This window comes from Chryseomicrobium imtechense (assembly GCF_041475995.1).
GTDB classification, from domain to species: Bacteria; Bacillota; Bacilli; order Bacillales_A; family Planococcaceae; genus Chryseomicrobium; species Chryseomicrobium aureum.
Genome location: NZ_JBGOBM010000011.1, coordinates 39586 through 64969 on the forward strand (window position 1 = coordinate 39586; position 25384 = coordinate 64969).

The 25384-nt window shown below is 40.9% G+C and carries 26 protein-coding genes and 1 pseudogene; 11 read left to right on the forward strand and 16 right to left on the reverse strand.

The genetic code is table 11. From position 1 onward, the window contains the following. The first annotated feature begins 82 nt into the window (after window positions 1-82). Window positions 83-583, forward strand: a complete 501-nt coding sequence (locus AB5N96_RS10735) for an antibiotic biosynthesis monooxygenase family protein (protein WP_204588823.1) — start codon at window positions 83-85, stop codon at window positions 581-583. Here AB5N96_RS10735 and AB5N96_RS10740 read toward each other — a convergent pair. Both AB5N96_RS10740 and AB5N96_RS10745 read right to left on the reverse strand, forming a co-directional pair. Further along, window positions 580-1755 carry an ABC transporter permease gene (locus AB5N96_RS10740; protein WP_499705498.1) on the reverse strand — a complete coding sequence of 392 codons (1176 nt, stop codon included), beginning with the start codon at window positions 1753-1755 and terminating at the stop codon, window positions 580-582. The two genes, AB5N96_RS10735 and AB5N96_RS10740, sit on opposite strands and share 4 nt — an antisense overlap. Continuing rightward, window positions 1748-2491, reverse strand: a complete 744-nt coding sequence (locus AB5N96_RS10745) for an ABC transporter ATP-binding protein (protein WP_239584734.1) — start codon at window positions 2489-2491, stop codon at window positions 1748-1750. The genes AB5N96_RS10740 and AB5N96_RS10745 overlap by 8 nt, the downstream gene beginning before the upstream one ends. 94 nt (window positions 2492-2585) lie before the next feature. Here AB5N96_RS10745 and AB5N96_RS10750 point away from each other — a divergent pair, with 94 nt between their 5' ends. The 6 genes from AB5N96_RS10750 to AB5N96_RS10775 all read left to right on the forward strand — a co-directional run bounded on the left by AB5N96_RS10750 (window position 2586) and on the right by AB5N96_RS10775 (window position 5755). Continuing rightward, window positions 2586-3005: an HIT family protein gene (locus AB5N96_RS10750; RefSeq protein WP_204588820.1), complete on the forward strand. Its 420-nt coding sequence runs from the start codon at window positions 2586-2588 to the stop codon at window positions 3003-3005. A gap of 116 nt (window positions 3006-3121) precedes the next feature. Further along, complete coding sequence (locus AB5N96_RS10755; protein WP_204588819.1) at window positions 3122-3649, forward strand: tryptophan transporter; 528 nt, start codon at window positions 3122-3124, stop codon at window positions 3647-3649. A 121-nt stretch (window positions 3650-3770) separates the two neighbouring features. Further along, window positions 3771-4145: a YtxH domain-containing protein gene (locus AB5N96_RS10760; protein ID WP_204588818.1), complete on the forward strand. Its 375-nt coding sequence runs from the start codon at window positions 3771-3773 to the stop codon at window positions 4143-4145. A 192-nt stretch (window positions 4146-4337) separates the two neighbouring features. Further along, complete coding sequence (locus tag AB5N96_RS10765) at window positions 4338-4889, forward strand: HTH-type transcriptional regulator Hpr (RefSeq protein ID WP_499705499.1); 552 nt, start codon at window positions 4338-4340, stop codon at window positions 4887-4889. A gap of 78 nt (window positions 4890-4967) precedes the next feature. Next, entirely contained in the window at window positions 4968-5510 is a 543-nt protein-coding gene (locus AB5N96_RS10770) for a DUF3267 domain-containing protein (RefSeq protein ID WP_499705500.1), read from the forward strand. A 59-nt stretch (window positions 5511-5569) separates the two neighbouring features. Then, window positions 5570-5755: a hypothetical protein gene (locus AB5N96_RS10775; RefSeq protein WP_204588815.1), complete on the forward strand. Its 186-nt coding sequence runs from the start codon at window positions 5570-5572 to the stop codon at window positions 5753-5755. A gap of 36 nt (window positions 5756-5791) precedes the next feature. Here AB5N96_RS10775 and AB5N96_RS10780 read toward each other — a convergent pair. Next, window positions 5792-5863: pseudogene (locus AB5N96_RS10780) on the reverse strand (YjcZ family sporulation protein); the annotation flags it as partial. Window positions 5864-6017: 154 nt separating this feature from the next. On the opposite strand from AB5N96_RS10780, the gene AB5N96_RS10785 reads away from it, so the two are divergent. Continuing rightward, window positions 6018-6914, forward strand: coding sequence for a peptidylprolyl isomerase (locus tag AB5N96_RS10785; protein ID WP_204588814.1), 897 nt, complete (start codon window positions 6018-6020; stop codon window positions 6912-6914). A gap of 500 nt (window positions 6915-7414) precedes the next feature. Here the strand turns inward: AB5N96_RS10785 and yhaM are convergent, their stop codons facing one another. The 3 genes from yhaM to AB5N96_RS10800 are packed head-to-tail and all read right to left on the reverse strand — an operon-like array spanning window position 7415 to window position 11891. Continuing rightward, entirely contained in the window at window positions 7415-8356 is a 942-nt protein-coding gene (gene yhaM / locus AB5N96_RS10790) for a 3'-5' exoribonuclease YhaM (RefSeq protein ID WP_204588813.1), read from the reverse strand. Then, window positions 8353-10746 carry an AAA family ATPase gene (locus AB5N96_RS10795; RefSeq protein ID WP_499705501.1) on the reverse strand — a complete coding sequence of 798 codons (2394 nt, stop codon included), beginning with the start codon at window positions 10744-10746 and terminating at the stop codon, window positions 8353-8355. Before AB5N96_RS10795 ends, yhaM begins: the two co-directional genes overlap by 4 nt. Continuing rightward, window positions 10743-11891, reverse strand: a complete 1149-nt coding sequence (locus AB5N96_RS10800) for a metallophosphoesterase family protein (RefSeq protein ID WP_204588811.1) — start codon at window positions 11889-11891, stop codon at window positions 10743-10745. The genes AB5N96_RS10795 and AB5N96_RS10800 overlap by 4 nt, the downstream gene beginning before the upstream one ends. A gap of 88 nt (window positions 11892-11979) precedes the next feature. On the opposite strand from AB5N96_RS10800, the gene AB5N96_RS10805 reads away from it, so the two are divergent. Beyond that, the gene (locus AB5N96_RS10805) at window positions 11980-12165 is read left to right on the forward strand and encodes a YhzD family protein (RefSeq protein WP_204588810.1); all 186 of its coding nucleotides are present in this window, start codon (window positions 11980-11982) and stop codon (window positions 12163-12165) included. A 33-nt stretch (window positions 12166-12198) separates the two neighbouring features. Here AB5N96_RS10805 and AB5N96_RS10810 read toward each other — a convergent pair whose 3' ends face one another. The 4 genes from AB5N96_RS10810 to AB5N96_RS10825 form a co-directional block, all read right to left on the reverse strand. Further along, complete coding sequence (locus AB5N96_RS10810) at window positions 12199-12978, reverse strand: enoyl-CoA hydratase (RefSeq protein WP_204588809.1); 780 nt, start codon at window positions 12976-12978, stop codon at window positions 12199-12201. Between the two features lie 348 nt (window positions 12979-13326). Beyond that, window positions 13327-13668, reverse strand: coding sequence for a YlbF family regulator (locus AB5N96_RS10815; protein ID WP_204588808.1), 342 nt, complete (start codon window positions 13666-13668; stop codon window positions 13327-13329). Window positions 13669-13679: 11 nt separating this feature from the next. After that, complete coding sequence (locus AB5N96_RS10820) at window positions 13680-14825, reverse strand: DUF445 domain-containing protein (RefSeq protein WP_204588807.1); 1146 nt, start codon at window positions 14823-14825, stop codon at window positions 13680-13682. Between the two features lie 63 nt (window positions 14826-14888). Next, window positions 14889-15137, reverse strand: a complete 249-nt coding sequence (locus AB5N96_RS10825; RefSeq protein WP_499705502.1) for a hypothetical protein — start codon at window positions 15135-15137, stop codon at window positions 14889-14891. Window positions 15138-15342: 205 nt separating this feature from the next. On the opposite strand from AB5N96_RS10825, the gene AB5N96_RS10830 reads away from it, so the two are divergent. After that, window positions 15343-15546 carry a DUF5342 family protein gene (locus tag AB5N96_RS10830; RefSeq protein WP_204588806.1) on the forward strand — a complete coding sequence of 68 codons (204 nt, stop codon included), beginning with the start codon at window positions 15343-15345 and terminating at the stop codon, window positions 15544-15546. A gap of 437 nt (window positions 15547-15983) precedes the next feature. Here the strand turns inward: AB5N96_RS10830 and AB5N96_RS10835 are convergent, their stop codons facing one another. The 4 genes from AB5N96_RS10835 to chrA form a co-directional block, all read right to left on the reverse strand. Continuing rightward, window positions 15984-16754 carry a sporulation protein gene (locus tag AB5N96_RS10835; RefSeq protein ID WP_499705503.1) on the reverse strand — a complete coding sequence of 257 codons (771 nt, stop codon included), beginning with the start codon at window positions 16752-16754 and terminating at the stop codon, window positions 15984-15986. Window positions 16755-16812: 58 nt separating this feature from the next. Continuing rightward, window positions 16813-18552, reverse strand: coding sequence for an ABC transporter ATP-binding protein (locus tag AB5N96_RS10840; RefSeq protein WP_499705504.1), 1740 nt, complete (start codon window positions 18550-18552; stop codon window positions 16813-16815). 2 nt (window positions 18553-18554) lie between these two features. Beyond that, window positions 18555-20291: an ABC transporter ATP-binding protein gene (locus AB5N96_RS10845; RefSeq protein WP_392455967.1), complete on the reverse strand. Its 1737-nt coding sequence runs from the start codon at window positions 20289-20291 to the stop codon at window positions 18555-18557. A gap of 340 nt (window positions 20292-20631) precedes the next feature. Next, window positions 20632-21786 carry a chromate efflux transporter gene (gene chrA / locus AB5N96_RS10850; protein WP_499705505.1) on the reverse strand — a complete coding sequence of 385 codons (1155 nt, stop codon included), beginning with the start codon at window positions 21784-21786 and terminating at the stop codon, window positions 20632-20634. A gap of 246 nt (window positions 21787-22032) precedes the next feature. Here chrA and AB5N96_RS10855 point away from each other — a divergent pair, with 246 nt between their 5' ends. Next, a complete protein-coding gene (locus tag AB5N96_RS10855; RefSeq protein WP_499705506.1) occupies window positions 22033-22914 on the forward strand; it encodes a cation diffusion facilitator family transporter in 882 nt (293 codons plus the stop codon). 687 nt (window positions 22915-23601) lie between these two features. Here AB5N96_RS10855 and AB5N96_RS10860 read toward each other — a convergent pair. Both AB5N96_RS10860 and AB5N96_RS10865 read right to left on the reverse strand, forming a co-directional pair. Further along, a complete protein-coding gene (locus AB5N96_RS10860; RefSeq protein WP_204588800.1) occupies window positions 23602-24246 on the reverse strand; it encodes a response regulator transcription factor in 645 nt (214 codons plus the stop codon). 12 nt (window positions 24247-24258) lie between these two features. After that, entirely contained in the window at window positions 24259-25371 is a 1113-nt protein-coding gene (locus tag AB5N96_RS10865; protein WP_204589352.1) for a GAF domain-containing sensor histidine kinase, read from the reverse strand. Window positions 25372-25384: the final 13 nt, after the last annotated feature.

The following is a 25384-nucleotide window of genomic DNA, read 5'->3' on the forward strand; positions in this document are numbered from 1 at the left end:
TGCCTTTCTATCAAGCGAAAGTGTTTTCAAATTGTGAACAATGGGAAATACTAAAGTAAAACTAGCCACAGGGGGTACATATATGACTAATTTTTATACAACGTCCGGAACACCAGAATTTATGATAAAGCTTCAGGAGAAATACAGTTCGGAATCGATGCACGTTTTATACGGCTCATCCGGTACACTTCTCATTCATGAAACAACTGGCAAAACAAAATTTCAAACACCTCGTTCATACGAAGTACTTGCGAGTCACGGCACTTTTGAAGAGAAAGGTTACTTTTACTTCTACCACATTCCTGTTACAGATGAAGGAAGGCCAGTGTTTGAACATGCTGCTCAGCAAATGATGCAAGGTGTGACGAATGAACCTGGATTGTTTGCGCTTCGAATATTACGCCCTAAAAAAGCCGACACATATTTGATTCTTTCCCAGTGGTCAGGTCCTTCAAGTTATAAACAATGGGCAGACCGCCACCTTACGTCACTCGAAACGTTGGCAGCTAAACAAAACATTTTCACAAGTTCGCCTTATACACAAACGTACCGTACGAAAAACGACGAAGAAGCAGCCGATTAAGGCTGCTTCTTTTTACGTAGTAAATACCATTCTACAGACACCACAGCTGCAAGTGCCCCAAGCCCCCCAAAAATTGGAGGATGTTGCGACAGTGCAACAAGAAGGCTGATTGCCAGTGGACTATAACTCACAATTCGCACAAAACGGCTGACAGCTTGTGACCTTGTGAGATGTGTTTGCGGATATAACATATCCATCCGAAACAATTGGTTAAACAACAGGCCTTGGTACGTTTGGATTGCAATCGCAAATGTAAAAACGACCATCAAACCTGCCACCACATACGAAAATGAAAGAAATGGGAATACAATTACTAACAGGGCAAGGCGTATCCACATATAAAACAATTCATCTTTACGGATGAAGCTTCGGGTGATTAAGAAGCTGTGTAAATCTTTTTTCGTCAAAATCCCATCTGCCCACGCTCTGCGGGATACTTTACTGCGTACATGTGGCACTTCAGTAAAATAATTTGCAAATTGATAGAAGCGTTGCATCCGTTGTTGTTCAAAATCAATCATTCGATCAAACGGGAATGGAGTCATAGCCATTTTCTTCGTAGCGAGGAAGTATCCTCCGGCTAGTCCCAAACAAGCAATGAACAATACTAGATTGCCCACGAGTAGAAAATAAAAAATACCAAACAACAGGAGTGCACGTACGAAAAAATCTAATAGCAAAGCATCCGGTCTACCCCATAGTACATGAAATTTCGTGTGCACATTCCAGTAACTCGCCGCTACCACCACTCCCCCTAGAGCAAGAAGCATAGACGTTTCGAGTTCACCGACACGCGTAAGCAATGGTAGTAACACGACTGTTACGACGAGTGCACGAATGACGACAATGGTGACTGACCAACGCAAAGCAGGTTTCAAATAGAACAGTAGTTTACTTTCCATTGGAAGTAAATAATAGTGATCGGCTTGCTTTAATAACAAGGCGGGCCGATTAGGCACGACAACGAGCATTAATAAACTAGCCGCTACCAAAAATACAGGAAACCCTTCAGGCGGAGTTTTCAACCACTCGCTATAGGAGTAACCTGCTGCACCGATAACAAATAATAGAACGATTGCGATGTGACCGGAAATAATAAATTGCATGTACTTTTGGATATCGAGGAAGTAGCTTTGAAAGCGTTGGCCATAAAGTGACTGTAAATTACGCATACTCTTGCTCCTCAGTCATCGCAATATACAAGTCATCCAGACTCGCCCCGGGCATTCCTAGAGCTTTTCGTAAATCCTCCATCGTACCTGCTGCTCGAATTTTTCCGTTGTGCAGAAGAATCAATTTATCGCAATACTTTTCAGCAGTTGCTAAAACGTGTGTCGTCATAAGAATACCCGCTCCATTTTGTTTGCGCGTTTCAAGTTGATTTAAAAGAGCTCGAATTGCTAGTGGATCAAGACCTACAAACGGTTCATCAATAATATAGAGTGCAGGATTCGCCATGAAAGCAGACATAATCATCACTTTTTGTTTCATTCCCTTAGAAAAATGCGTAGGGAACCATTTTAATCGCTTTTGCATACGAAACTCTTCTAATAAAGCGTCCACTCGCTGTTTTGCTTGGTCTTCATCAATCTCATAAGCAAGGGCAACTAACTCAAGATGTTCTTGCAGTGTTAAATCATCATATAATACAGGTGTTTCAGGAATGTATGTGAATGATTTACGGTAGGCTTCCGATTGCGTTGAAATCGTATGACCATTGATGGATATCTCACCCGAATGAGGTTGTAATAATCCGATAATGTGTTTAATCGTTGTACTTTTCCCTGCTCCGTTCAAGCCAATCAGTCCGACCAGTTCCCCCGGTTCAACAGTAAAGGAAATGTTATGGATAACTGCTTTTTTGGAATAGCCGCCCGTTACTTTATCTAATTTTAAGAGTGACATCAAAGTGACCCCTTTCACATTTCAATTTAGCATCTTGCTCTATCTCATTCTAGCATATGGTAAACTACAACTAGTCATACGAAAAGGAGTGTTCACGATGTCAGATTGTATTTTTTGCAAATTAATTTCTGGTGAAATCCCGAGTACGAAGATTTATGAAGATGACCATGTATTTGTTTTTATGGACATTATGCCGCTTACTAAAGGCCATATTCTTGTGATTCCAAAAGAACATAAAGAATCTGTTTACGACCTTTCAGAAGAACAAGCAGCAAATCTCTTTCGAGTGGTCCCAAAACTTGCGACAGCTTTGAAAAAAACCTTCCATCCGGCAGGAATGAACCTATTAAACAATAATGGAGCTCCTGCAGGACAAAGCGTTTTTCATTTCCATTTACACTTAATTCCTCGTTATGATGAGACAGATGGATTTAAAGCAACATGGAGAACGAAAGAAAAAGAATACCCACTCGAGAAGATTCAGGCACTTGCTACTGAATTATCTGAAAATATATAAACTCTATCTATTGCACTATTAGATGAATGTTGTATACTAATCAATAAGCTTTCGCTTGTAGCAATGAGTGCATACAAGGAGAGTACGAGTTTAGACATAGCAGAGGAGAGAAAAAAATGAATACAAAAAACTTAGTATTATCCGCAATGTTATTAGGAGTAGGGACTGTTTTATACCTTGTGATCCCAGGGATTAACGGAGGAATGAAGCCCGATTTTCTACTTACGATGATGTTCATCACGATTTTACTTTCTTTAAATCTTAAACATACAATAGTAGTCGGTCTTGCAACTGGAATTCTTTCTGGATTATTTACAACATTCCCAGGAGGCTTCCTACCAAACGTAATCGACAAATTCATTACAGCATTAGTGTTTTTCGCAGTTGCAGTCGCTATTCAAGGATTCGCTAAAAAGCTTGCCGCGCAAGCAGTTATCACAGCTTTAGGAACAGCACTTTCAGGAGCAATTTTCTTAGCAAGTGCAATTTTCATTATGGGCGCGGACGTTCCATTCGGAGCACTGTATCTTGGTGTCGTTCTGCCAGCTATTGCATTAAATACAATTGCATTTGTGGTCATCTATCCGATTGTTCAGCAGACATTGAAACGTTCAACTTTGCGAACATCTGTAGCTAATTCATAATACGTACTCCCTCCCCCGTATACGGTGGAGGGTTTTTTAATTTATATGGTATTATGTTTATATACATAGGTATGTTGGTATACTTTAAACAACTACATAGTTTGGAAGGCGGGGACATTCCATGGATAAAAGTCGTTTTGTTTGGGGCCTACTTACAGGTGCTGCCGTTTCAGCGACAGCCGTTTTATTATCTGCTCCTAAAAGCGGGCCTGAAGTGCGTAGTCAGCTTCGTGCTACTTCAACCACTGTTAAATACGATTTAAATGAGGTAAAGACACATTTTCAAGAAATGAAAACTGCATTGCAACAATTGATCACGTCAGCGAAAGAAGTGGCACCGGATGCTTTACAAGGAATGAAGGAAAGCGTGGATACGTGGCAACGAGAAACTGCACCCATTCAAGCAAAAATTCAACAAGACCTTGAGGCCATTCAAAAATCAATGGATGAAATTCAGCAAGCATTACCGGCAAAAAAATCCGATAAGGCTGGTTGACATCAAAAAGCATTTTCTCTTTCTTTTAATAAGAGAAGATGCTTTTTATTTTTATCATCATAATATTATACTCCTATATTTCCGTTTATTCCTCTCAGTTGTTATACTAGAAAGAACTACAGAATCCACTCACTACATAACCAAATGCACAAAGTCTTCTTCCCAATCCAATAAGAAAAGGTGGCGAACCCTATGTCACAAAATTATTCTCTAAAAGAAGCAATGATTTTTAGTCAGCGACTTGGTCAATTGTCAAAAGCACTCTGGAAAGCTGTTGAAAAAGATTGGCAAACTTGGATCAAACCATACGACTTGAATATCAATGAGCACCATATTTTGTGGATTGCTTATCATTTAAAAGGTGCCACAATTTCTGATATAGCGAAGTTCGGTGTGATGCATGTTTCTACGGCATTTAACTTCTCGAAAAAGTTGGAGCAACGTGAACTTTTAGCTTTTTCAAAAAGAGAAGACGATAAGCGCAACACTTATGTTACCGTTACAGAAAAAGGCGCAAACTTGTTAGAAGAAATGTATGAGAATTATCACAATACTTCCCATTCAGTCATTGAAGGTTCTCTTCCTATCAAACAACTTTACGGTCGCTTCCCAGAATTTATGGATATGATGGCAGTCATACGCAATATTTACGGGGATGATTTCATGGATATTTTCGAACGATCACTTGCAAATATTGAACATGAATTCGATTTTGACGAAAAAGATGAAAGCGCCATCAAATAATTTACAATTTCCCTCTTGAATTAATTGGTGAAACATCGTATTGTAAACTCTTGAACTATCAGTTTAGGGGTGTTTTACATGCAATGCTGGAAAAGCATTAATATCCGCCGTCAGTACGGCTATGACCGTTTGTTTTTAATTTCATCTTTTATTGTTTTCTTGATTTTTTCATTCGCATATATTGGCCTGTCTTTTGTAAGTGAAAGCACGCGTTCTAGTGAATATTTCATCATCTTTGTTGCTTCATCTTTAGCAGTATATCCTGTGCACAAGTTGTTGCATTACATTCCCCTCTCTCGTTTAAATGGGCGTGTGAAATTAAAAAAATCTATGCACTTCGGTGTGATTCCAATGTTTATGATTAAAATTTGTGAACCGATTGGAAAAAGTCGATTCATTTTTGCATTGTTATTGCCGTTTTTAGTGCTATCCACTGTGTTTTTACTAGGAATCTATATATTCCCAGAGTTCGCTCACTACTTCATCTTACTTTTTGCATACCATTGTGGCATGTGTGTCATTGACTTGATTTATGTAAAAGAGTTAATTCGTTCACCTAAGAAGGCTTGGATTGAAGAAATTGAGGATGGTTATGAGATCCTCGTCTCTCCTCGTACGTAACTATTGCTAGCAACTCGTTGTTTTGCTATGATGAAAGTGTTCACGAAGGGAGTCACAGTATGATTATTTTGGCACTACTTGGATTTGCCGCCTTCTATTTCTTTCAAATAAATCGAATGGCACTTGCATTTGTCACGTCTCGCGAACTATCAGAAGAGAAGCAGACAAAAGTATTCCGAATGGTAAATATTTGTATTACTCTATTATTTGTTTCACTTTATGTAAAAATAACATATGCAGTATAGATGGAACGGACGCCAAATGGCATCCGTTCTTTTTTGTTACATTAAGGATGTTGCGCCGACAATAATAAGAAGAATGAAAAGAACGACAATCAAGGAAAAGCCTGAGCCGTTTTAATAGCTATGACCCATTACAATCACCTCCTTGTCCTTTACAGTATGCGGATGTCTCTGTGAGTCCGTAGGCAAATATGGAACTATTTTGTTTTTTAAACGTTTATGTTATAGTAAGCATTGTCTGAATCTAGTTAGGAGAGATACCAAAATGAAAAAAACATTAATGACAACTGCTCTGGCAGCCTCAATCTTTACTTTAGGCGCATGCTCAGACGAAGAAGCTTCATCACCTGTGGTTGTAAGCTCTGAATATGGCGATATTACTCAAAATGATTTGTACAATGAAATGAAAGCATCTATCGGTGATCAAGCACTTCAATTGTTAATGATTGAAAAAACTCTTGATGCTGAATACGATGTATCCGATGAGCAAGTAGAAGCGGCCTTAGCTGCGGACAAAGAAGAACAAGGTGAAAACTTTGATGCATTCATCGCTCAACAAGGCTATACAGAAGAGTCTTATAAAAAGTTTCTTAAATTGAATCTTCTTCAAGAAGAAGCACTAATTGATGGTGTTGAGGCAACAGAAGAAGAAATTCAAGCGAAATACGATGAGATTAAAACAGAAGTAAATGCTCGTCACATCTTAGTAGAAGATGAAGCTACTGCAAACGAAGTGAAAGAAAAGCTTGATGCAGGCGAAGACTTTGCTGCACTTGCTGCTGAGTATTCAACTGAGCCACAAGCTCAAACTTCTGGTGGCGATTTAGGTTGGTTTGGTCGCGGTGCAATGGTTCCAGAATTTGAAGAAGCAGCGTTTTCTTTAGAGCCTGGCGTTATTAGTGAACCTGTTCAGTCTGATTTTGGTTTCCATATCATTGAAGTAATTGAAAAGCGTGAAACGGAAGAATCTTTCGAGGATATGCGTGAAGAGTTAGAGCGTGAAGTGAAAATTGCGAAAGCAGATTCATCTGCTTTATTCGGTACAGTTGCACAACTAATGAAAGATGCAAATGTTGAAATTCAAGACGAAGAGCTTGAAGGCGCATTAGCAAACTTCTTAGATTACGAGGCTCCAGCTGAAGAAGAAGAAACAAACGAATAATACAAAAAACTCCGATCAGCATGTGATCGGAGTTTTTTTCTAGTGCAGTCTCAATCGACAAGAGGAGGTAGTGCCAGAGATTGAGTTACAAATGGTGTCTGTCACCTTTCATCACCATAAGACTCGCTGTCCTAAACTGTGTTCTATAGATTGTTAAATCAGGCCTTGCGTTAGCACAGCCTGGCACTACTAATGTCAGTTGTAGCTATAAAGGTTATTTCAATTATTATATAGAGGCGAAGCCGAATCTTAAACTTGCAGGTCACAACTTCATCTCAACAAGCACTTGAACTAGCCTGATTCAACTGTAGAAGATTGCGTAAGGGCAAACTAAGAAGAACCGCGCTGGGGCCGCTCGAATCGAGCGGCCCCAGTCCTTTTCTTTCTTAATTTGATCTTGAAAGCAATCGTCGGAAGGTGAATCTGGATTTCTCAAGTATACTTCGCCTTCAAAGTCTACGCTGTCATCTCGCAAAATTTCTGATCAGTCGGCTCCACATCTAAATATCAAACGTAGGTCGGTAGAATGAACGGTTCTCGAGCGGGAATAGGCGTTCTGAGAATTCACCTGGCGTTGTTTTTTCAAGCGCACGATTTAACATCGCCATCTTCGCATCTATATTATCAATATAATGCAGAATTTCAGCCTCACGAAGCATCGGACGTTTCGGGCTTCCCCACTCTTCTTTGCCGTGGTGAGATAGCACCATGTGTTGAAGAAGCATGACTTCTTCCCCTTCGATTTCCAATTCTTTTGCAGCCATCGCAATCTCATTTACCATGATTGAAATATGTCCTAGCAAATTTCCTTCTATTGTATAGCTTGTCGCTACAGGCCCAGAAAGTTCAATGACCTTTCCTACATCGTGTAGTAAAATACCTGAATACAATAAATCTTTATTAAGGCTCGGGTATAACTCCGTTAACGATTTGCCAAGACGTAACATCGACACGACATGGTCCAGTAACCCTGTTGCATAGTCATGGTGATTTCGGGTAGCAGCTGGATACGTTGTGAATGCGAGGTGATGTTTTTTCAAAAGATGACGCGTAAGACGTTGAATGGTTGGATTTGTCATCTCGAAAATATATGGAGTCAATTCATTCATTAACTCTTCCTTAGACTTTTCTGCTGATGGTACAAGATCTGTAATTGTGATCCCTTCTTCATCTTTTACAGGACGGATACTCTTAACACGCAGTTGTAACTTTCCACGGTAGTCGTGGATTTCGCCGCCTACACGAACGATTTTTTGCGCTCCATAAAGACGGGCATGTTCATCTGTCGTGTCCCAAAGTTTCGCCTCAATATCCCCACTTTTATCTTGCAATACAAGAGACATAAATGGTTTTCCAACTGTTGTAACTCCAACAGTACTCTGCTTTATTAGTAAATAGTGATCGACTGGATCGCCTACTCGAAGTGTTGTAATCCCCTTCATGATTTGCTCCTTTCAGTCTCCATATGCAGCACTTTGTGTGGAGACAGCCACTCATCGCGGCATGTGAAATATAGATAAGGCAATTGATTCTCCTCACTCATCAACCATTGTACCACTTGTTGAAAACGAATCGCATCAAAATGGACAAATGGATCATCCATCAAAATAACAAATGGTTTTTCTTTTGATAGTTCTTCTGCAAGTGCGAATCGTAGCGCTAAATAGGCTTGTTCTTTCGTAGCTTGGCTCAGCTCTTTCATCTCGAAAAGCGTACCATCTTTTGATACTGCTACAAATCGGTTCTCGCTATAACCTAATGATTTGTAGGCACTTGCAGTAAACCGAGCAAACAGCTCACTAGCTCGCTGAATAGTGGCTGGAAAGACATCTTTTTGATAATGCTCATAGTGTGCTTCTATACTTGATGCTATTCCTTGCCACGCAAGATAGTCGATGACCAGTTCTTCTAGCTGTCCTTTTTTTGCTTCGATCTGTTGAAGCAATTTGGCTCTTTGTTCATCACTCACTAGCTGATCAATCTGTTGTTCGATTGTGACAACAGATCGTGTAAGTTCTGTCTGTTCCGATTCTAAACGATCCAGTTCAAAGATGAGCTTTGCATTGTCAAAATCTTTTCGAGCTTTGCCATGCAATCGACGTTTCAATTCTTGAAGCCGCTCCATCTTTTTGGCGGTTTCTTGTGCATCTTTGACTAAGGTGTCGAAAGCATCTCTACTAGGAACGCTATACTTTTCATAGATCGTTTGTAACTGCGCCTCTACTACTTGTTTAGCCTTCTGAGCTTTTTTTCTCTGCTCCACAGTATACATATGTTCAGCTTCTCGCACTTTCAAAAGGCGATAGTCTTCATGAAGCTTTGTAAGTCGTCTTCTAGCCTCTTGGAATACGGATTCAGATTGTGCATGTTGAGGAAACTTTGCCGCAATTTTTGCACGTTCAAGTAGTGTGCTAGTTAAACGCTCTTCGATTTGTCGGTAACTTAGCTGCAGCTGTTGCAACTTGCGTAGTTGATCGAAAATATCTCGCGCTCTATAATTTCCTGTTGGCTTTACACCGTACTCTTTTAAGAAATTGTCTGCTTTATCGCTCTCCACATCACTAAATCGAGAAGGCACAACGATTCCAGCTACAATGAGAACTAGTGAGAGAAGATAGAAGAATAGCCAATCCGTCACAAATCCAAGCACGACAAAAGCTCCAGCTGTCAGTAAAAGAAACTTATATTTCGTATTGTCCCAATTAGACGTGGGTTTGAGTAATGTATCCAGTTGTTGTTCTTTTTGATAAGACAAATCGTACCCTTCCAGTTTTGTTTCCAAGTCGAATGGGTCTATTGCTAAAGCTGCAAGTGCAGGTTGTTGTTCGCGGACGATACCTTCAAGTTGCTCTTCTAATTCGGCAATTTTACTGTGCACTTCCCTCCAAGACGTCTCATCAGCTAAAATCAATTCTAACTCTTCAATTTCCCGTTCTTTTTCATGCAACTGATTAGCATCAACGGAAGTACTCAAAAGCGTCGTTTCTTTTTGCGTGAGATCCAAAATGCGATTCGAGAGTTCCCGAACGTCGTCTTGGTCGGTTTGGGAGACGTCGACTCTCTCATTTGTAACGTGGAGCAACATTTCATATTCCTCAAATAGTGGATGCAACATCTGCTGTTCTTCCGCTTCAAAAATCTGCTGTTTTGTAAGTCGAATTTCATTTCGAACCTCACCTAGACGATTCTCTACTTGCTGTTGTTGCTGTGTAAGTTCTGCATAATACCGCTCTTGTTCCAACCCTTTCACGAGTTGGTTCTCTAAATCACGCAATTCTTCTAACTGGCGATTGATGTGCGGTTTCTTTCCACCTGGTTTATAGAGCGCTTGTAATTCTTTCGTTGCGTCTTTATTTAACACCGCATAGGGATTCGTACCTGTCGTTCCACTAGCAAAAAAAAGTTCTGTCAGGTCTTCTTGAGAAAGTTGGTGAATTTGCTGCAAGTCAAAAAGGTGAAAAGCGTAGACAGATTCTGCTTGTTCTCTTGTTAATCCTTTAAGTAAACTCCGTAGTTCTTCTTCGCCTCCGTAGTAGATGCCATTTTCAGTAACAGTAACTACTCCAGAGGACTTCCCTTCCACGCGCTCAATTTGATATAGCTTGTCCTGTAACTCAATTTTCACCCAGCCACCATACCGAACTCCAAATTTAGGTTCTAAACGATTCGCAGACGCACGAGTCGGAAATCCGAAGAAGATTTGCAGAATCGCTTCATAAAGAGAACTCTTCCCTGTTTCATTGTTCCCTACAACCACTGTTTGTGTTGAAAATGAAAATGTACGATCAACATGTTTGCCAAATCCATAAAGATGGACTTCGAGAAGTTTCATTGACCACCACTCCGATCAGTAAGAATGGCGTGCATTCGCTCTTTCACTTGATCTTCTAAAGTAGATGAATCAAGTACTTGTTGCATAGCTGTAGGAATCGTTGGTAAAGCAAACTGATTCATCAACTGTTGAAATGCTGGGTCCAGTTCAGTAGTCCAATGCAGGTTTAGATGAGTAATATAAACAGTTTGAATTGTTTGATTCACCTGCTCTAGTATAAATTCTCGCAGTTCGTTTTCGTTCGTCGTCAGCATCCAGTCTTCTTTCGGAGTCTTTATAGTCACTTGTACTAATGTATAAATGTGATCCGTTTTCGGCTCCAGCGCTTTGATTAGTTGTTCTTGGAAGTGATCAATTGACGCTGTCGATTCGAATACAACTTCAATTTCGTCAAATACAACTTGTGAAGCCTTCTGAAATGTAATGGTAGGCTCACCGTTTGATAGTTCGACATGATAATAGCCTTGAACTCCCTGCTCTTTTCGATTGCGACCTTGTAAAGTCCCTGCGTACGCAATTGCTGGTTTTGTGCTAAGTTGTTGCCTCTTATGGATGTGGCCGAGAGCCCAATAATCATAGGAAGTTTGGCGAAGTTGCTCTAGTGTAAACGGTGCGTATACATCATGTTCTTGTTGTGTTTGCTCACTTCCATGAAGCAAGCCAATCGCATAATCTGCATAGGATTTTCTTGGTGGATACTTTTCAATATAACTTTCAGGAAGATGACGTCGTGGATAACTGAACCCACTAATTTGAACAACTTGTCCATCTATTTCGAGTTCATACGATTCAGGAGTTTCACCAAATATAGTCACATTTGGCGGAAGCTTAAAACGCGTCCAATTCCCTGCCAAATGATCGTGATTTCCATGAATGATATAAACCGGAATATCGTACTGTGCAAGTGTTTCCATAGCTTTCTTAAAATAGGCTTGTGCGCGTAAACTACGGGTTTCACCATCGTAAATATCTCCTGCAAGTAGGATAAAGTCCGGCTTATTCGTAATAGCATCTTGGACGAAGGAATCAAATGCGCCAAACGATGCATTTCGGATGCGTTGTTGCCAGTGTTCCGGCATGCTTTGAATTTTTGCAAAAGGACTCTCTAGATGAAGATCTGCTGCATGAAAGAATCGGATTACCATAGTCTACTCCTTAAATCGAATATTTGTTCTATTATATCATATGGGATTTTTCTGTATACTGATAGTAGAGAGAAAGGGGAAGAAGCACATGCATACGTACACTTTTACTGCGTTTGAAAAAACGGGGAAACTTTTAGCGGAAGAAAAATGGGAATACGCTTCAGATGAAGAAGCGAAACGTCAAGGGGAATCGCGTATTGAAGAACTAGGATACGGGGAAACGACGCATCGCTTAGTCAATACTTCTGGAAAGTTAATTTTATTCCATGTATAGAAGATAGCCGCCTCCTGAGAGAGCGGCTATTTTTTATTGATTGAATTGTGGTTTGCGCTTGTTTACAAAAGCATCGATGCCTTCTAGATGATCCGCTGCAGAACGCATAGCTGTCTGAGCAGCTGCTTCACCTGCAAGAACTTGTTGCAACTCTTTAGTTTTAATTCCATGTAAAATCTTCTTAGACTCTAGCATAGCTTGAACTGGAGATGCTGTTAGCTGGTTTGTAAAGTGATCCAGGGTCGCCTGAAGATGACCATCTTCTACTACTTGATCGACAAGTGTAGCTTCGTGAGCTTGTTGACCCGTCATCATCTTGCCTTCCCAAATAATCTGCTTCGCTTTTGGTACACCCACTCGCTCTTTTAAGAAGAAGTGGCCTCCTCCATCCGGAACAAGTGCAATGCCTATAAAGTTCATGGCTAGTTTTGCTGATTTTTCAGCTAAAATAAAATCGCTCGCCAATACGAGACTGAACCCTAATCCCGCTGCTGCTCCGTGAACAGCCGCAATTGTAAGTTTTGGTAGCGTGTAATACGCGAGAGCTAACTTTTCAAGTTTACTCATGATATCCCCAATGTCGAACGACCCATCATTTGCAAGCATCGCTTTGATATCTCCACCTGCTGAAAATGCACGACCTTCCCCTTTTAAAACGACAACTTTTGATGTTGTATCGTTATGTAGGTCTGTAAAAAAATTTGTTAGTTCATCAATCATTTGTCCATTCATAGAATTTAGTGCCTCTGGTCGATTGAGCGTGACTGTCAGGACTTCACCTGTTTGATCGATTTTTAGTGTTTCGTATGTCATTGTGATTCCCCTCCCCTAGTATCTATTCGACAGCTTTTGTAAAAGTCCTTTTTTTATTAAATGTGGAGCCGGCTGTTCAGAAATTTTGCGTTGGAGGACTAAAACTGAGCGAACGTTCATCGGATGAATGTGAGATTTATTCTACACTATTCATGATTTATTCTACCCAAATGAATATTTATTCTACCGAAGTCATATTATGGAAACTATTTTTCTGTTTAGGTCTATTCAGAAGAAGAGTGACAGGCACCAAATGGGAACTGTTGGTAAAGGGTGACAGGCACCATGTCTACTTCTTGAATCATCAAAAAAATCCAACCCCGTTAAGCGAGGTTGGATTTACGTCTATTAAAACTGCTCGTATAGCTCTTGAACTGGTTTCAATAAAATACGGTTGATTTCTTCGATTAACTGACTAAGTTTCATTTCAGCTTCTAACATAGCCATAATCTTCTCATTTGACTGAGCAAGTTGCGCTGTCTTCTGAGCGTACTCAAGCTCTTCTCCAGGGATTTCTTCCCCTTTGACTTGCTTTTCTTGTAGTGTCATTTGAATCTTACGGAACGACTCAAAAAGTTCTTTTGCTTCTTGATCGTCTTTCACGGCTTGAATTGCTTCTTTGACTCCTTGCATTTCAGAAGTTGAACGCAATGTTGTCTCTAATTTGTTAATATCGTCATAAATGTTCATCAAAACAGCTCCTAACTATTAATAACGAGGGCAATAATTCCTTGAATGACCCCAATCAGACCTCCAAGAACCCCTCCGAGAATTGTAATCATTTTAAATTCTCTTCTAGACAAGCCTAACACAAGTTCCTCTAATCGCGAAACCGGGAAGGTATTCACTTGCTCTTTTACCACTTGATCGAGCTTCAACTTTTCAAACAGGGCTGGAAGTTCCGCATGCAGGCGCTTAAATGTATAGTCAAAAGCTTTTGGCAAAATCGAATCGCTCACCACTGCTCCAATTGTTGGGAATAAGTGTGTAACTGGTTTTTCCAATTGCTCCTCAATTGCGACTTGTTTATGGATATACGCCTTGATTTGCTCTACTACTGGTGCAGCATCAAAGCCGTTCAACAACTCAACTAAAGGACGCTCTTTTATTTTGTCCCATTCTTGTACAAGAAGATTTGTAATCAATGTTTGGGTGGAAGGAGCATCTAGAAATTTCTTGATTTCTGGCTGTAATTTGTTCGCAAGTGTATTGGAATCGCCAACCATCATAAGAATCATATTTCCAAAAGTGCCTTTAGAGGCAAGAAAATCATCCACTAATTGTTTAAGTGTACGATTGCCTTCTGGTGATTCGATGAAGTCGGTTCCTTTTTGAAGAATGGCAGATGTGAGCTCTGGTAACTTCGCTTCCACTTTTAGCTGCCAAGCTACTGGCAATACGGTTTGGACTGTGCCCGTCTGAAGCTTATCCGTAATTTTCAGGGCTTGAAAATCCACTTGGCTATCAATTAAGTCTTTCACAGAACCCGTTACATTTTTTAGTTCTGCACGTTCAAGCCACTTAGATATTGGTGTCGTCTCAAATCCAAGACCAGAAGTAATTTGTTCCTCAACAACACGTTGGATTCTCCCTTGTACTTCTTTGTTTAAGTACCGCTTCTCGATGAGTTCTGGCGTCAATAAATAATGGATGACCAGTTTCCCTAGCTGAGAAGCCAGTTCTTCTCTGCGTTTTGGAATAAGTCCTGGGGTAAATGGAACACGCCACTTCCCAATATATTTTGCTTCGTATGGTCGAAATAACATTTTGATGGCAATGTGATTTGTAAATGCGCCGATGACAGCTCCAATGAGAGCCATGAAGACGATAGTTGTTACGATTTCCATGTCATTCACCTTTTTCTTTAGTCTCTAGGTGATAGTATACCAAAAAGAGAGGCCCTGACTATATCAGGACCTCTCGTCAAACCAATGGATATATCCTGGTAAGCGTATGGCATGTTCCATTTCGTCATGCATCGCAATCCAAAAAGGTTGTGGCGAGGGTGTTTTTAGTACCATTACTTTATAAAAATCCGCAGCTTCCAATTCCTCTTCCCATGCTTGCAGTAAAAATTTCCGAACAGATTCTATTGGCTTAGGCTTTTCAATACCTCTTACATAGCGGCCAGTTTGTAAGAAATGCAATTGTTGAAACATCTCATAGTGCGACTTCTCATCCTCATATATATGGCGGATTACTTATTTCCAAAATGGATCTTCTGTCAATTGTTCCAATTGTCGATAGGAATAGTACGCTTGGTATTCATCCCGAATCGCTTTTTCTAATTCATTACTCATAGACGAACCTCCTCATAGAAACACAATATGCTACACTTAATGTAGCTATGAAAGGAGTGTCCCTATGTTACAACACTTTAGTTATCAATCCCTTTTTGAAAACAAGTCGCTCCCTGGGTGGGAGATTAGTTTTTATTATCGTCAACAAAAGTATCGTGGAATTTACGAGAAGGATGGCACGATTCAGTGGTTGGATGGTGTTCCGGAAGATGAGGACAAGGTGAAGTCTTTTATCCATGAGTTAATGGTTTTTCATGTTTATGATTGAGTTTTAGATGTGGAGAACGCCGCTCTAGAAACTCCGAGGAAATCAGACGTGCCCGTGAAGGCTCTTTTCAGCCTTTACGGGTGCGGCTGATTCCGGAGCGTGTTTCTGGCGTTCGGAACTCGATTCCATTTAGATGTGGAGCCGACTGTTCAAGACGTTGCGTTCCGCATATCAAGAACTGAGCGAACGTTCATCGGACGAATGTGCGATTTATTGAACACTATTCATGATTTATTCTACCCAAATCAATATTTGTTCTACCGAAGTCATATTATGGAAACTTTTTTCGATTTTAAGTGGTATCTCAAGAAAAGAAGAAGAGTGACAGGCACCAAATGGAAACAGTTGGTAAAGAGTGACAGGCACCTATGAAACCTTGGTACAAAAAAACCAGCAGCTCTCTCAATCTTAATTAAGAGAAACTACTGGTTTTTTTGTTATGAGTATTTACGAAGAAGCTGATAGATACGCGATTTAATTTCAGAAGCCTCGTGCTTGTGTACTGTCAACGGGACAAATGTTTCGTCCTGATCCATCGCTTCTGCTAAGAAACCTCCGAACCCGCGAGCCTTCCGATCAATTTGAAGAAGCAGCTCTGCTTTTTCAGGAGTTTGACTTAAAAAGACCACTTCCACTTCATCTAACTTTCCGTAAAACTCTCCAGTCATCGGCACGTATTCAAATTCCTGCATGAATGGATAGACACCTCTGTATTTTCTTGATGCTTGTTCACATTCTGCTTTACGTAAACGGAAACCTAGATTTTCAATCTCTTTCAACACCGTATTGGCAAGGGTGGTAGGTTCTACTTGAATATAGTCTTTATCAGTCGGATCCACAGCTGAGGCAATATCTAACATTGTCTGAATCCAGACACGTGTGGCCCCTTTTGTGACAGGCGTATCAAAAGGAAGTACGAATGAGAATGGAATTTCTCTTTCTTCATTCGCGGCTAGTGTAAATCCATCTAAAACTTTGTGTTTTTGAATCATTGCTTTGTCTGTAAACTTTCGATCATCTGATTCACGAATATAGGTCGTATAGACGGCTAGATATAGAGCATCAATTTTTTGCTCTGTCTTCCCTCCATAAATCTTGACCACGCCTTCCATCACTTCTCCTGCATGAAATACTGCTTTCGAGAGAACTGTATCGACTTTTGCTGAACCTACACCAATACTTGCTAACATTTTGTTGAATAAAGACATGAGAAACGCTCCTTTACGTTAGATTACTTACTAGTACGTTTGAGAAAATAAAAAAGTTTCACGCTAGTTGGGCAGTTCCGGCTTGGAGACGATACATTTTTTCATATTGACCACCAAGTGCAATCAATTCGTCGTGATTTCCGTTTTCAACAATCTCACCTTTATCAAGCACTAAGATTCGGTCGGCATTTTTAATGGTTGATAAGCGGTGCGCAATAATGAATGTTGTACGTCCTTTTTTCAGCACATCCATTGCATGTTGGATCAACTCTTCAGTCTCTGTATCAATATTCGACGTTGCTTCATCTAAAATTAAAATAGCTGGATTGAAGGCTAAAGCACGTGCAAATGAAATCAGCTGACGTTGCCCTGAAGACAATGTACTCCCTTTTTCAACGACTGGCGTATCCAGACCGAGTGCTAGATTCTTCAGTACACGGTCCCCACCAACAGCTTCAATTGCCTCTTCCACTTGACGACGTGAAATACGTGGGTCATCTAAGCTGATGTTCGAAGCAATCGTTCCCGAGAAGAGATAAGGGTCTTGTAGTACGATTCCCATATGTTCACGAACTGCTTGACGAGAAAGAGACGTCATATCTTGACCGTCTATATAAATTTTGCCTTTTGACGGGTCATAGAAACGGAACAATAAATTCATGATTGAACTCTTCCCCGATCCTGTATGACCAACAAGCGCTACTGTCTCTCCTTTGTTTGCCGAGAAGTTTAAATTCTTCAATACATACTCTTCATCTTTATACGCAAACCAGACATCTTCGACGACGACATTTCCTTGATAGCGAGGAACTCGTTGTTCAGATACTTGCTCTCCTGGTTCATCAAGAAGTTCAAATACGCGTGTTCCCGCCACGAGAGAGCGCTCTAGTTGTGAAAACTGATTCACGATTCCAGTCAATGGGTTGAACAACCGTGTGATGTAATCGACAAATGCGTAAAGTGTTCCTGCCGTCACGGCTGCTTCTGCTCCTACAGAGGCTGCTCCAAAATAAAGAATAAAGCCGAGGAACATCATGTTACGGAGCACAAATACTAAATTAAATGATGTGGCTGAATCAAGTTTTAACAGTTTGCTTTGATGCTTAAAGTGACTTTCATTCATTTCTTCGAATTCACGAGCCATTTGTTTTTCACGACGAAACGCTTGGATGATTGACATCCCTTGAATCGATTCATTAATCATCGCATTCATATCAGCCAGTTTTGTACGAACGATATGATTGTAGTTCGACGCATATTTTCGGTACAGAATCATCCAAATATAAACTAAGGGGACAATCACTAGCGCCATCGCGGCCAGGCGTACATCTAAAATGAATAGTGCTACATAAACTCCAGTAATCGAAATGATACTTGTCGCAAACTGAGAAAGCACTTGTACGTATAGATTACGAATGGCCTCCGTGTCATTTGTTACGCGTGCCACAATCTTTCCTGCTGGTAATCGGTCAAAGTAATGAACCGGTACACGCTGTATGTGCTTAAATACGTCATTTCGTAAATGTTGGACGACGCGGTTAGCTCCAATCTGTAACTGAATATACATGAAGTAGCGAAATACGGCCGCAACAATTTGTAATCCGAAGAATACTGCGAGTAACTGTGCAACGACAACAAAGTCGATTTGCTCGGCTGTAATTTGTGTATCAATAATATATTTTGCAATAAATGGACCAATCAGATCCACGATAACAGCGATTGTCAGTAGGCCAAGCCCACTAAGAATCGTCTTTTTATACTTTAATGCATAGAGATAAAGTCGTTTTGAGGTCGTCATCTCTACACCTCCTCTAACTGCTGACGATCAAACTGTTCTCGGTACCAACCACCTTTAGCGAGTAATTCTTGGTGTGTGCCCTTTTCTACTACTACACCATCATCTAAAACGATAATTTGATCAGCATGTTGGATAGCAGACAAACGGTGAGTGGTAATAATCGTAGTTTTCCCAGTCCGGTTTTGTTGAATATTTTCAATGATTTTGGATTCAGTCTTCGCATCAACTGCAGAGAGTGAATCATCTAAAATTAAGATATCTGGATTTTTAATGAGCGCGCGTGCAATTGAGACACGCTGTTTTTGACCACCTGATAAGGAAACCCCTTTTTCTCCAACCAGTGTTTCAAGTCCTCGTGGCAAGTTTTCAAGATCTTTTTCAAAATAAGCAAGACGAATTGCATCTAGCAGGTCTTTTTCAGTTGCGTCTTCTTTTCCAAATAAGATATTCTCTCGAATCGTTCTTGAAAAGAGTACGTGATCTTGTGGAACGTATCCGATTTTTGATAGCACAGCTTCCCGTGTCTGATCAGCAATCGCAATATCACCTATTTCTACAGCACCTTTGCCCATCGGATATTCTTTTAGTAGCTGTTTCACAAATGTGGTCTTTCCAGCTCCTGTCTTTCCTACAATACCTAATGTTTGACCCGCTTCTACACGAAGCTCAACATCTTTTAAATTGACGACTTCTGAGGTTGGGTAGGTAAATTCCACTTGTCGGAAACCAACAGTTGGTTGTTCCTTTGCAAGAGAAGCTCTGGCAGGCTCTATAACATCTTGAGGAGTACTCAGGGTTTCTTGTACACGATCAAGTGAAGCATTCCCACGCTGCATGACATTGATCAGCTCTCCAATTGCAAACATTGGCCAAATCGCAAGACCTAAGTAAACATTAAATGTTACGAGGTTTCCAACGGTCATTTCACCAACAGATACCAAATGCGCTCCGTATCCGAGTGCAACGACGTAACTGATACCAGTTCCGACTTTTGTAATCGGACCGAATAATGCATCAATCCGTTCAACGACCATGTTTTTTTCATAAACCATGTCACTCATATCCGCAAAGTTCTGCTCATCTTGACGTTCTTGCACATACGCGCGAATAACACGCACACCCGCAATGGATTCGAGTACTCGGTCGTTCAAGTCACCAAAGGCATCTTGTGCTTCCATATACTTTTCATGAATGATTTTCCCCAAATATTGCATGATAATAGCTAAAATCGGGATTGGAAGTAAAGCAAAAAATGTCAGCTTCCATGAGATCAAAAATCCCATTGCAAGAATAATTGCTAGCATATAGAGCGTTGAATCGATTAATGTCATAATGCCAAAACCAGCCGTTGTAGCAACTGCGTTCAAATCGTTTGTAGAACGGGCCATCAAATCTCCCGTTCGGTTTTTCTCGTAAAAACCTGGTGTCATCGCTAAAAACTTCGACATCAGGCGTGTTCTTAGAATCCGTTCAATCTTGACGGAACCTCCAAACAATTGATACTGCCATATAAAGTTGATGATATACCCACTTAAAATAATGGCTGCAAATAAGAGTACATATTCCCTTAAGGAACTTTCTGTTAATGAGCCTGTAGTAATAGAATCGATAGCCTCTCCTATAATCCACGGAGGTATTACCTCTATTACACTTCCAATAATAAGTAATGTTATTGCTACAGAATAGCGAATCCAATGCTCTTTAAAAAACCAATTTAACTTTCCAAGTACACTAAACATAAATATCCCTTCCTTTCACTAGCCACTTTCTAGAGACCCCGGTTTTGATAATTTTCGAACTGTGATGATACGTTTCATCATACTTCACTCCTTCTATTTTTTCTAAATAATGGAAGTTGACAAGCGCAAAAAAGCACATGCCCATAGAAATGGACATGTGCATATATACCTTAATAAAGGTTATACGGCATGTATCATATCTAGTAGGTAGGACTTCAAATTAAACTGGTGATTCATAGTAACTACGTTTTTCATTGCTCCTACCTCCATTCCTGATTATTTAGTACCCCTTTACACTAGCACACCTAAATTTTAACTGTCAACAACTTTTTTAATTAGATTAAACACCGTATACTAACAAGCCCAATAAAGCACTCACTGCCACAACCTTCACGGGTGAAAGTTTAAACACTGTAAGTAAAGTGAAAGTAATTAAAACAATAATGAAATCAAATGAAGACTTCACTGCACTCGTGAAAACTGGATCATACAGAGCAGCAAGTAATATCCCTACCACAGCTGCATTAACACCTTTCAATGCAGACTGAATTCCTGGTTTTGACCGAATGATTGACCAAAAAGGAAGAGTTCCTATCACCAATAAAAACGATGGTAAAAACATCGCAAATACGGCAAGTAGTGCTCCTGGAATTCCAGCTGTCACTTGTCCTAAAAATGCAGATAATGTAAACAAGGGGCCCGGTACTGCTTGTGCTAGTCCGTATCCCGCTAAGAACAGGTCACTCGACATCTCTACTTCACGCTCTAGCATTGGAAGTACCACGTGTCCTCCACCAAAAACAATAGATCCTACACGATAATACGTATCAAGAATTCCGAGATACACGTTTTCAGAAAATGTTCGTGCAAATGGTAAAGCGATCAATAAGCCAAAGAATATCACCCAAGCCACTATTCCAGCGCGCTTTCCGAAAGAAAGTTTCAATTCAACAGCATCTAGCGTCTTATCTTTGCGGAACAAGAAGTATCCGACCACTCCTGCCAAAACGATCACGCCAATTTGTCCCCACGCTGTCGGAATCAACAAGACAAGTATGGCCGCAGCAATGGCTATTGCGATTCGCGTTGCATCAGGTGCTAAATTCTTCTGCATTCCAAGCAATGCGTGAGCTACGATAGCTACAGCTACTATTTTTAATCCTTGGATTATCCCGCTATCAGTAAATCCGAATCCTACTACAAAGTAAGCAGCTAGCATCAAAAATAGAACCGATGGCAGAGTGAAACCAGCCCACGATACGATTCCTCCTAAGATTCCCCCGCGCATCATTCCGATTGCGATACCTACCTGTGATGATGCAGGACCCGGCAAGAATTGGCATAACGCCACAATGTCTGCATATAATTTATCATCTAACCACTTTCGTTTTTCTACGTATTCATCTCGGAAGTACCCAATATGTGCAGTGGGCCCACCAAATGAAGTCAGACCGAGTTTTGTAGATGCCTTAGCAATTTCTCGTAAATTTCCCATAGTGCCTCCTACTAATAAGAATATGCTTATATTTTAGCAAATTTAGCCGCCTAGATGTATGGATAGTAATAATTCTTTACAATTTCGTAATAGGGAAAGTATCAAGACAAATGATTGTTTGACAGTAAGGCTATTCCTATATAGACTGTAGAAAGTACTTATACTATACACACAATCTATGCGTTCAAAACGACTTCCTTGGAAGTCGTTTTTGTCGTTTATAGGGAGTTGTAGGGAGGAAACATTTTGGAACTCTATACAAACTTACGCAAAGGGGAAAAAGGCGCATGGCTCAGTATCGCTGTCTATATAGTCCTTAGTAGTGTGAAATATACAGGGGGGACTATCGGTGATTCCGAAGCATTACGAGCAGATGGTCTCAATAACTTTACGGATATCATAGCAAGTGTGGCTGTTTTAATCGGATTACGTATATCACAGAAACCACCCGATGATCAACATGCTTACGGGCATATGCGGGCAGAAACGATTGCGTCGTTAGTTGCCGCATTTATTATGGCAATCATCGGTTTACAAGTCGTGATTCAGTCTCTTCAAAGTTTTGCGGATCCTGTAAGAGAGAGCCCTTCTCTCTTAACTTTATGGGTAGGACTAGGAAGTGCAGTTGTCATGTATGGAGTCTACCGCTATAACAATGCTCTCGCGAAAAAAATTAAGTCGTCGGCTCTTCGTGCAGCAGCTTACGATAATCGCTCAGATGCTCTTGTGTCTCTCGGAGCTTCTATTGGGATCATCGGCGCAATTGTTGGCTTCCCAATTCTTGATACCATTACTGCTCTCGTTGTAGGTGCAATCATTCTCTACACGGCTTATGGGATTTTTTATGACGCTGCGTTTATGTTGTCTGACGGATTCAGTAGTGAAGATACGGAGACGTTGACAGTGCTTGTGTCTCATACTCCCGGTGTTTATAAAGTACCTGATTTAAAAGGGCGGATGCATGGGAACCAAGCGTTAATTGATGTGACAGTAACAGTAGATCCGTATTTGAATGTCATTGAGAGTCATTGGATTACGGAGGAAATCGAGCGGAAAATTCACAAGGCCAAACCGCATGCGATTGTGCTTGTTCACATTGAGCCGGAGTATGATATGGTGGATTATTAGATGTGAAGCCGACTGGTCAGAAATTGTGCGAGATGACAGCGTGGACTGTGAAGCGTTTTTTGCTTCATAGGCCGCGATGGCTTCTTGCGGGATTTCTAGGAGGCGCAACTCGATTCCAGTTAGATGTGAAGCCGACTGGTCTAGAGGGCGTAACTCGATTCCAGTCAAAGTCGAAACCCCTTTAGAACGTTGAGTTCCACTGCGGGGCTGCTTTCCGTGGGCGCTGCGTGAGCTTCCTCGTCGCAGGCTCCTGCGGGATCTCACGGCAGACTGTAATCCCACTGGAGTCAGCCCCTCCATTGCACTCAACTTTTTTCCATATTTGAATAACGCCACTTGCAAAGAGAACAATACTTTGCAAGTAGCGTTTTTTTATTCTTATCGAAAGTTATTACACTAAAATTTAGTAGTAAATCCTAAAAGATATGTGTCATCCAAACAAGAAAGCGAATTAGATTTTTAGTAAACCAATAACGGCTTATTTGTTAAGGGCATTTTCTAGCAAGGGCTTAGGACTTCCGCAATTAACGCCCGACTGGTGCCAATTAGCGACCGAACTTGCTCGTTTAGCGACCGAGTTCAGTCCGTTGACGACCGTAAACCTTCACTTAACGCCCCAAATGATTTTATGGAAACTAATTCGCGACAAAAACTTAATGAGTAGGCAAAATTCAGGTCCTCAGAAACTCAACCCTTCCCGCTAGGTTCTGTAAGACCATGCTTCACTGCATACAACGCCGCTTGTGTGCGGTCTTGGACGTTCAATTTCGAAAAGATATTCGAGATATGTGTCTTCACCGTTTTTTCAGTTACAAACAAAGTAGAAGCGATGTCTCTGTTGCTCTTACCTTTTGTAAGCTCGGCAAGCACATCTTGCTCACGAGCCGTTAAAGGATTTGTCAGATGTGGCTTTTCTTCTGACCAATCTTTTTCAAGTTCCGTCTGAGCTAGTGGACTGAGCGGTTTTTCGCCTTTCATTAACTGACGTATAGCCGCTGCAAGCTCGTCTGGTTCGATATCTTTCAATTGGTATCCTGCTGCTCCCGCCTCAATCGCTGGGATCACATGATCTCGGTCAGAGAAACTTGTCAGCATCAAGATATGCGTTTCGGGTACCAGCTTTTTAATTTCTCGTGTTGCCTGGATTCCATCTTTTTCAGGCATGACAAGATCCATTAAAATCACATCAGGACGAACCTCTTTAGAGATAGCAATCGCCTCTTCCCCATTCGTCGCCTCTCCCACAACTTCAAAATCTTTTTGCGTCTTTAGAAAAAATAATAACCCACGCCTTACTACGTGGTGATCATCTGCTATCACAATGCGAATCATACGCACACTCCTTTAATACGGAATTCGTACAAATACCTCTGTCCCTTTTGATGGTTCACTGATCCATTCAATCGTTCCTTCTACTGAACGCGCACGTTCCTGCATGCTATTCATTCCGACAGACGCTAGACTTTCTGGAATTTTCCCAGCGACAAATCCTCTGCCCTCATCTTTTAAAATAAATAAAATATCTGTTGAGTTGATTGTTAGAAATAATTCCGCTTCCAATGTTCCCGAATGTTTACGAATATTGTTAAGCCCTTCTTGCGCTATACGGAAGACGGTCTCTTCTATTCGTGAAGGCAGTTGAATGACTCCACTGACATGCGTTTTCAAAGAAATTCCAAGCATTTCAGCGTAGCCTTTGATTCCTTCTAATAAACCTGTCTCCAATCCTTTTGGACGCAACTGCCAAATTAGCGCACGCATCTCTGTCAGTGCTTCTTGCGTGAGGGAATGGATATCTCCAAACGCTTGCTTCAAATCCGTGTCTTCTGTCATCTCCATTGCTCCACGAGAGGTCAATGTCACAGAAAACAAAAGTTGATTGACCGAATCATGCAAATCTCGCGCAAGTCGATTCCGTTCTTGAACAAGGGCGATTTCTTGCTCTTGCTTCGTCAAATGAATACGTTTGATGGCTGATCCGATTTGAAAAGCAATGGCTTCCAACAATGCTAGTTCACTCTGATCATATTCGATTGTATGCGGAGTCGCCACATTCAAAAGTCCGAACTTTTCCTTACCAGACTGAAGTGGTACGGTTGCATGATGCGTGATTCCGGCAGAAGGGAGTGTGCTAAGACGTCCTGCTTGTTCGATACGCTGGCATTCGATGATATTGGAGGCTTTTTGTAGTTCTCCATTGTTATAGCGCGAAACACACCAACACCCTCCGCGTTTCATCGAGCGGCACGCATTGTCCATTAACGAGTCTGGAAGATTCTCTGCGGCAATCAGTGTATGCTTCCCTTTCGCATCAATAAAGAAAATCCAGCCGGAAGCAAAAACACTGCGCGTCAGTAGCTTTTTGAGCGCACCTTGTAACATCGTCTCCATTTCGGTTTCTTCATTCAAAAATTCTGCGATTTCTTTGAGTAGCGTCATATGTTCATTCAAAACCAGTGCCCTCCTGTAG

Excerpts from the sequence above, each read along its gene's own strand:
- AB5N96_RS10735 (WP_204588823.1), top strand. The coding sequence starts at position 83 with ATGACTAATTTTTATACAACGTCCGGAACACCAGAATTTATGATAAAG.
- AB5N96_RS10740 (WP_499705498.1), bottom strand. The coding sequence starts at position 1,755 with ATGCGTAATTTACAGTCACTTTATGGCCAACGCTTTCAAAGCTACTTC.
- AB5N96_RS10750 (WP_204588820.1), top strand. The coding sequence starts at position 2,586 with ATGTCAGATTGTATTTTTTGCAAATTAATTTCTGGTGAAATCCCGAGT.
- AB5N96_RS10755 (WP_204588819.1), top strand. The coding sequence starts at position 3,122 with ATGAATACAAAAAACTTAGTATTATCCGCAATGTTATTAGGAGTAGGG.
- AB5N96_RS10760 (WP_204588818.1), top strand. The coding sequence starts at position 3,771 with ATGGATAAAAGTCGTTTTGTTTGGGGCCTACTTACAGGTGCTGCCGTT.
- AB5N96_RS10765 (WP_499705499.1), top strand. The coding sequence starts at position 4,338 with ATGTCACAAAATTATTCTCTAAAAGAAGCAATGATTTTTAGTCAGCGA.
- AB5N96_RS10770 (WP_499705500.1), top strand. The coding sequence starts at position 4,968 with ATGCAATGCTGGAAAAGCATTAATATCCGCCGTCAGTACGGCTATGAC.
- AB5N96_RS10775 (WP_204588815.1), top strand. The coding sequence starts at position 5,570 with ATGATTATTTTGGCACTACTTGGATTTGCCGCCTTCTATTTCTTTCAA.
- AB5N96_RS10785 (WP_204588814.1), top strand. The coding sequence starts at position 6,018 with ATGAAAAAAACATTAATGACAACTGCTCTGGCAGCCTCAATCTTTACT.
- yhaM (WP_204588813.1), bottom strand. The coding sequence starts at position 8,356 with ATGAAGGGGATTACAACACTTCGAGTAGGCGATCCAGTCGATCACTAT.
- AB5N96_RS10795 (WP_499705501.1), bottom strand. The coding sequence starts at position 10,746 with ATGAAACTTCTCGAAGTCCATCTTTATGGATTTGGCAAACATGTTGAT.
- AB5N96_RS10800 (WP_204588811.1), bottom strand. The coding sequence starts at position 11,891 with ATGGTAATCCGATTCTTTCATGCAGCAGATCTTCATCTAGAGAGTCCT.
- AB5N96_RS10805 (WP_204588810.1), top strand. The coding sequence starts at position 11,980 with ATGCATACGTACACTTTTACTGCGTTTGAAAAAACGGGGAAACTTTTA.
- AB5N96_RS10810 (WP_204588809.1), bottom strand. The coding sequence starts at position 12,978 with ATGACATACGAAACACTAAAAATCGATCAAACAGGTGAAGTCCTGACA.
- AB5N96_RS10815 (WP_204588808.1), bottom strand. The coding sequence starts at position 13,668 with ATGAACATTTATGACGATATTAACAAATTAGAGACAACATTGCGTTCA.
- AB5N96_RS10820 (WP_204588807.1), bottom strand. The coding sequence starts at position 14,825 with ATGGAAATCGTAACAACTATCGTCTTCATGGCTCTCATTGGAGCTGTC.
- AB5N96_RS10825 (WP_499705502.1), bottom strand. The coding sequence starts at position 15,137 with ATGTTTCAACAATTGCATTTCTTACAAACTGGCCGCTATGTAAGAGGT.
- AB5N96_RS10830 (WP_204588806.1), top strand. The coding sequence starts at position 15,343 with ATGTTACAACACTTTAGTTATCAATCCCTTTTTGAAAACAAGTCGCTC.
- AB5N96_RS10835 (WP_499705503.1), bottom strand. The coding sequence starts at position 16,754 with ATGTCTTTATTCAACAAAATGTTAGCAAGTATTGGTGTAGGTTCAGCA.
- AB5N96_RS10840 (WP_499705504.1), bottom strand. The coding sequence starts at position 18,552 with ATGACGACCTCAAAACGACTTTATCTCTATGCATTAAAGTATAAAAAG.
- AB5N96_RS10845 (WP_392455967.1), bottom strand. The coding sequence starts at position 20,291 with ATGTTTAGTGTACTTGGAAAGTTAAATTGGTTTTTTAAAGAGCATTGG.
- chrA (WP_499705505.1), bottom strand. The coding sequence starts at position 21,786 with ATGGGAAATTTACGAGAAATTGCTAAGGCATCTACAAAACTCGGTCTG.
- AB5N96_RS10860 (WP_204588800.1), bottom strand. The coding sequence starts at position 24,246 with ATGATTCGCATTGTGATAGCAGATGATCACCACGTAGTAAGGCGTGGG.